This is a genomic window from Bradyrhizobium sp. SZCCHNS1022 (assembly GCF_032484835.1).
In the GTDB taxonomy this organism is placed as follows: Bacteria; Pseudomonadota; Alphaproteobacteria; order Rhizobiales; family Xanthobacteraceae; genus Bradyrhizobium.
In genome coordinates, this window is sequence record NZ_JAUETT010000011.1 from 1 (window position 1) to 5,987 (window position 5,987).

5 protein-coding genes are annotated in these 5,987 nt (G+C 64.7%); 1 reads left to right on the forward strand and 4 read right to left on the reverse strand.

The features are described from left to right. On the reverse strand, positions 1-188 hold a 188-nt coding region (locus QX071_RS33960; RefSeq protein WP_315707374.1), incomplete at its 3' end, for an Hpt domain-containing protein. Between the two features lie 410 nt (positions 189-598). On the opposite strand from QX071_RS33960, the gene QX071_RS33965 reads away from it, so the two are divergent. Beyond that, on the forward strand, positions 599-1,678 hold the full coding sequence (locus QX071_RS33965) for an HD domain-containing phosphohydrolase (protein ID WP_315707375.1): 1,080 nt from the start codon (positions 599-601) through the stop codon (positions 1,676-1,678). 174 nt (positions 1,679-1,852) lie between these two features. Here QX071_RS33965 and QX071_RS33970 read toward each other — a convergent pair whose 3' ends face one another. The 3 genes from QX071_RS33970 to QX071_RS33980 all read right to left on the reverse strand — a co-directional run. Further along, the gene (locus QX071_RS33970) at positions 1,853-3,559 is read right to left on the reverse strand and encodes a methyl-accepting chemotaxis protein (protein WP_315707376.1); all 1,707 of its coding nucleotides are present in this window, start codon (positions 3,557-3,559) and stop codon (positions 1,853-1,855) included. A gap of 32 nt (positions 3,560-3,591) precedes the next feature. Next, complete coding sequence (locus tag QX071_RS33975) at positions 3,592-4,062, reverse strand: chemotaxis protein CheW (RefSeq protein WP_315701791.1); 471 nt, start codon at positions 4,060-4,062, stop codon at positions 3,592-3,594. Further along, the coding region (locus QX071_RS33980) for a chemotaxis protein CheA (protein WP_315751521.1) at positions 4,062-5,987 on the reverse strand (1,926 nt) is incomplete at its 5' end. The genes QX071_RS33980 and QX071_RS33975, both read right to left, overlap by 1 nt.

Below are 5,987 nucleotides of genomic sequence, written 5' to 3' on the forward strand. Positions count from 1 at the left end.
AAGGCTGCGACCTGGTCGAAGCCGAACATCGCCCCGGAGCCCTTGATCGTATGCAGCGCACGAAACGCAGTGTCGACCAGCTCCTTGTCTTCCGGACGCTGACCAAGATCCAGCAGCGTTCCTTCCAACGCCTCCAACAGTTCGCTTGCTTCCTGGCGAAAAACCTCGGAGGGATCGAGACTGCTCATGGCCGTCCCGCCTCATCCAATTTGGCGCTCAAGACGAACTCAATCGACGGCCGTCGATCGGCCTGCTGCGTGACGCCATGGCCATTACGGCTGGCCACCATGTCGCAACTGACAGGAAGCCGGAATTTCGAGTCGACAGGATCAGCCACGCATGCCCCCACACGATCTTGGCTCGCCGCGCCCTCGAAGCGCCAAGACGGCATCAGGGTAGGAATGGAGGATTAGGGAATTGCTAAAAAGCGATAAGAAAAATTTCCCGTATCATTACGTAAATGCGCGGGCAGTGAGCTTACGTCGACGATTGAGCCCGGCTTCTGCAAGGGACAGGGTGATTAACCGCGAGGTAAGAACCGGCCCCTAGCTTTGGCGACTTTGGTGCTACCGTCCAAATTTTCAGCAGAGATCGGCGGATGTTGACCCAAGCGCTCATCGTTGACGATAGCCCATCGGTTCTTGATTTCCTGAAGCGTCTCATCGAAGCCGACGGCGCAGTCGAGGCCAGCACATTCCTTGATCCCGTCCAGGCCCTGGACGTCGCCCGCGAGCGCCATTTCGACATCGTACTGGTCGACTATGAAATGCCGAAGATGGACGGCATCCGCTTCATCCGCGAGCTGCGTTCGCTGGCGGGCTTCAGCGAGACGCCGGTGGCAATGATCACATCGAGCGACTCCGACGACATCAAGCTGCGCGCATTGGAGGCCGGTGCGACCGACTTCCTTCCCAAACGTCCCAACAGCGTCGAAGTGAGGGTGCGCCTGCGCAATCTCGTCAGCCTCGGCCAGGCCGTCAGAAGCCTCAACGACCGCGCCTCGCATCTCGCCGTCGAAGTCGCAGCTGCAACGCGCAAGCTGCAGGAACGCGAGGAGGAGATCATCCTGCGCCTCGCGCTTGCCGTCGAATATCGCGACAACGACACCGGCGAGCATACGTTGCGGGTCGCCAAATACAGCCAGATCATCGCCGAGCAACTGAGCCTGCCGTCGCGCGTCTGTCGCGAGATCTATCTCGCCGCCCCGCTGCACGACGTCGGCAAGGTCGGGATTCCGGACCACATCCTGCTCAAGCCCGGCCGGCTCACCGACAGCGAGATGTCGATCGTGCGGACTCACGCCAAGATCGGCGAACACATCCTCGCGGACAGCGACTGCGACCTGATCCGGCTCGCGGCAACGATTGCGCTCGCACACCATGAGCGATGGGACGGCGCCGGCTATCCGAATGGATTGAAGGGGGCGGAGATTCCGATTGCGGCGCGCGTGGTCGCCGTGGCCGATGTCTTCGATGCGCTGACGACGCGGCGTCCCTATAAAGAGCCGATGTCGCTGCTGGACGCCCGCGACTATCTGGTCGGGAACCGGGCCCAGCATTTCGATCCCGATTGCGTCGACGCGTTCCTGTCGCGCTGGGACGAAGTCGCGACGATCGCAACGACGCAGTCACTGCCGCCGTTCCAGCGCAAGGACCGGCCGTCACGGCTGGTGGCCTGAGCGCGGCCATCGCGCGCCAGTCCCAAACGCGATCGCCATCAAGTTCGAGAGAGCTTAGCCTTCACCCGGACTGCGTCTTCCGATGCGAATGCGCTCGCTGCCATCGAAGCCGGATTGATCCGGCTTCGATGAACTCCGATGCGCGATCGATGCAGGCCGGCGCTGCCGCCTGGCTCAGCGCTGGAAATCGCCGTCGCGCTCGTCCACGCCATCGTCCATCGCAAAGGCAAAGCCGCCGCCGCCGGCTGCCTTGAGATTGCGCCGCGGCGGCGCTGCCCGCCCCGGCGTGGACTTCTTGGCGCCACGCTCGACCACCGCCATCTTGGCCGCCTTGGCGCGCAGCTGGCCGACGGCGCGATCGATGGGCGCCCCAGTTTCCCCGGCCGCATCGATTGCGGCGTCGTCGATCCGGAAGAAGGAGATGGTGGCCTGCAGCTGCTCAGCTTGCGAGGCCAATTCCTCGGAGGTCGAAGACACCTGCTCGGAGGCGCTGGCATTCTGCTGGCCGACCTTATCGAGCTGCTGGATCGCCTGATTGATCTGCGCCGAGCCGACGTCCTGCTCGCGGCAGGCTGCGGTAATCTCCTGGACCAACTCTGCGGTCTTCTTGATGTCAGGCACCAGCTTCCCAAGCATCGCGCCGGCTTCCTGCGCCACCTTGACGCTGTCGGTCGATAGCGTGCCGATCTCCGCCGCCGCAGCCTGGCTGCGCTCGGCGAGCTTGCGCACTTCGGAGGCGACCACCGCGAAGCCCTTGCCGTGCTCGCCGGCGCGGGCGGCTTCCACCGCCGCGTTCAGCGCCAACAGGTCGGTCTGCCGTGCGATCTCCTGCACGATGGTGATCTTCTCGGCGATGGTCTGCATCGCCTGGACGGCACGGCCAACCGCGGCACCGCTGGTCTCAGCATCCTTGGCGGACTGCGTCGCGATCTTCTCGGTCTGGTTGGCGTTCTCAGCGTTCTGCTTCACATTCGCGGCCATCTCCTCCATCGAGGAGGAGGCCTCTTCGGCCGAGGAGGCCTGCTCGGTCGCACCCTGGGACAGCTGTTCGGCGGAGGCCGACAGCTCCTGGCTGCCGGCGGAGACGTTGTTCGCCGCGGTCAGCGCCTCGGTGACCACCTGCCGCAGTTTTTCCACCATGCCGTTGAGCGAACGAATGAGGTCTCCGATCTCGTCATTGCTCGCCGAAGGGATGGTCCGGTTGAGATCGCCGTTGGCGACCGCGCCCGCCAAATCGACCGCGCGCCCGAGAGCCCGGCTGATACTGAGTGAAATCCAGATGGCAGCCGCGATCGCGATCGCCAGCGACGCTCCGATGATGGTCATGAGCATGAATTGGGCTTGCTGGCCTTCGACTCGCGATTGAACCACCTGCTCAGCCAGCAGCTTTTTCGTGTTCGAGACATAGGCCGTCATGGCTTCGAGAGCCTCGGCCACCACCTTGCGGCCCTCGTTCATCGTGCGCTCGGTCGCCTTTGCCTTGTCCGTTCGGGCGAGCTTGAGCGTTTCGTCCTGGAACGCCATCATTCGCGAATAGGCAGAGGAGAAGCCGTCGAGAAGCTTTCTTCCGGTCTCGCTTGCCAGACCATAGACCTCGTCCCTGGTCTTTTGCGTGACCTCCCGGCTCTTCGCGGTGTCTGCGACAAACTGCTCGGCCTGCTGCTCCGTCCCGAGGACGGCGTTCTTCTCGTTGCGAAGCTGGATCAATATCTCCTTCTCGATCTCCGCAGCCTTCTCCATCCGCTTCGCGCGCAGCGCCATGCTGTCTGCATTGGCGATCATATCGCTCAGCTTCATGTAAGCGATCCCGCCGGCCGCCATCGACAGGACGATGATCACTCCGAACGCACATGCCAGCTTGGCTTTGATGGTAAATCTCATATCAGCCCCACTCGTCCCAGCCCAGGACGTCCTTAGTTCAAAATGCGTTCCATATTCGGTACGATGACAAACTCTTCACGCCACTTGCTGATGCAGCGGATGTATTCCGGCCGCCAATGCATGCCGACCCGCGGCGTCTGCTGCACGTCGGCCCGCGTGATCTCGGTGACCTCGTAGACCTTGTCCGCGGTCAGCCCGACCAGCACCGGCTCGTTGTCCAGCTTGATCTCGATCACCACGATCCGGCTGTCGACCGAGGCGTCGGCTTGCGGCATCCCGAAGCGGACGCGAAGGTCCGCCAATGGGATCACATTGCCCCGCACGTTGATCACGCTCGCCACGAACGGCTTGGCGCCCGCCACCGGCGTCACCGCCACCGGATCGATGATCTCCCGCACCAGCTCGGCTTCCAGCGCGAACTTCTCCTCGCCCAGCCCGATCATCACCACCTGCAGCGATTGGTCGCCGGCCGCGGTCATGTCCCGGCTCTGCCCGATGCTCATCACGCCGCCTCGTTCATCTGCTTCTCGGCCTTCGCCTGCGCCAGCGCCACCAGCTGCGCCACATCCAGGATCAGCGCCGCGGTGCCGTCGCCCAGGATGGTCGCGCCCGAGAAGATCGTGACGTCCGAATGCAGCTTCGACAGCGACTTGATCACGGTCTGGTGGTTGCCGATGATCTGGTCCGCCACCAGCCCGACCCGGCTCTCCCCGGTCGAGATGATGATCGTCTTCTGGTGCGGGTCCGGCGTGCCGCCGGCATGCAGCAGCTCGCGCAGCCGCAGGAACGGCACCAGGCCGCCGCGCACATTGAGGAAGCTGCGGCCGCGCGAGCGCTGGTCCTCAGCCGTCAGCTCGACGCATTCCTCCACCGCCGACAGCGGGATGATGTAGCGGCCTGCCCCGACCCGGATCAAAAGCCCTTCGATGATCGCCAAGGTCAACGGCAGCCGCAGCGTCACCGTGGTGCCCTGCCCTGGCTTCGTCGCAAGGTCGATGGTGCCGCGCATGTTCTCGATGGTGCGCTTGACCACGTCCATGCCGACGCCGCGGCCCGACAGCGCCGAGATCGTCTGTGCGGTCGAGAAGCCCGGGTGGAACAGATATTGGTGGATGTCGCTGTCGGACAGGCTCGCGCCCGGCGCGATCAGGCCCTGCTCCTCGGCCTTGGCTCTGATACGCGCGGTGTTGAGCCCGCCGCCATTGTCGCGCACCGTCACCAGCACCTGGGCGCCGGAATGGATCGCCTGCAGCTCGATGCGGCCCGGCTCGGTCTTGCCGGCCGCGGTCCGCCTCGCCGTATCCTCGATGCCGTGGTCGATCGCATTGCGGATCAGGTGCACCAGGGGATCGGCCAGGCACTCGATCATGGTCTTGTCGAGCTCGGTGTCCTCGCCCGCGGTGATGAACTCGACCGGCTTGTCGAGATCGCGCGACAGGTCGTGCACCAGGCGGCGGAAGCGGCCGAACAGCGAGCCGATCGGCACCATGCGCGCGCCCATCGTGGTGTCGCGCAGGCTGCCGGCCAGCCGCTCGATCTCCTCGGCGATCATCTTGATCGACAGGTCCGAGCTTGCCGCGGCCAATTGGCTCAGTCTTGCCTGCGCGATCACGAGCTCGCCGACCCGGTCCATCAGCTCGTCGAGCCGCTCGGCCTGCACCCGCACCGTCGCCACCGCGCGATCCTCGCCCCGCTTGCCCTCCTCGCGCCGCGCCTTGGCCGGAGCTTGTGCGGCCGGCGCAGCTGCAGGTTCGGTGGCGGCGGGCGCGACGGCGGCCGGCGCAAGCGGCGCCTCCTCAACGGAGACGATTGGCACCGCGTCAACCTCAGCAACGATCGCCGCCGGCGTATCTGGTGCTGCAGCAACGGGCACCAGCGCCAGATCGGCCGGCGAAAGCGGCGTCACCACGAGCTTCATCTCGTCGCACACGAACATGAAGACGTCGTCGATCGCGCTCCGCTCGCAGTCACACTGCAGCGTGACGTCCCATTTGAGATAGCAGTCGTCCGGCTCCAGCGCATCCAGCAGCGGGATGGCGTCGGTCAGCGGCACCGCAAAGCACGGACCCAGTTTGCAGAGATCGTCGAGCAGGTCGAGCGGGTTCGAGCCGTTGCGCAGCACCTGCTGCTCGAACTCGAGATAGAGCTTCCAGCCCGCGACACCGCCCGCCTGCACCGGCGCCACGGCTATCGTTGCGGCAGGCAGCTCCGCCGCCTGCTCCCGCGGAGCCACGAACTGCCTGAGATCATCCAGGATCGCTTCGCCGATGATCGCGTCGGTGTCGTCCGGTGCCTCGATCAGCGCACGGATGTAGTCCCTCGCCGCCAGCGCGACCGAGATCAGATCTTCCGTCGGGCTGATCTCGCCCTTCCTCACCTGATCGAACGCGGTCTCGAACTCATGCGTGAAGGCTGCGACCTGGTCGAA

What these genes read in the sequence shown, in the direction of transcription:
- QX071_RS33965 (WP_315707375.1), top strand. Translation starts at nt 599, where the DNA reads ATGTTGACCCAAGCGCTCATCGTTGACGATAGCCCATCGGTTCTTGAT.
- QX071_RS33975 (WP_315701791.1), bottom strand. Translation starts at nt 4,062, where the DNA reads ATGAGCATCGGGCAGAGCCGGGACATGACCGCGGCCGGCGACCAATCG.
- QX071_RS33970 (WP_315707376.1), bottom strand. Translation starts at nt 3,559, where the DNA reads ATGAGATTTACCATCAAAGCCAAGCTGGCATGTGCGTTCGGAGTGATC.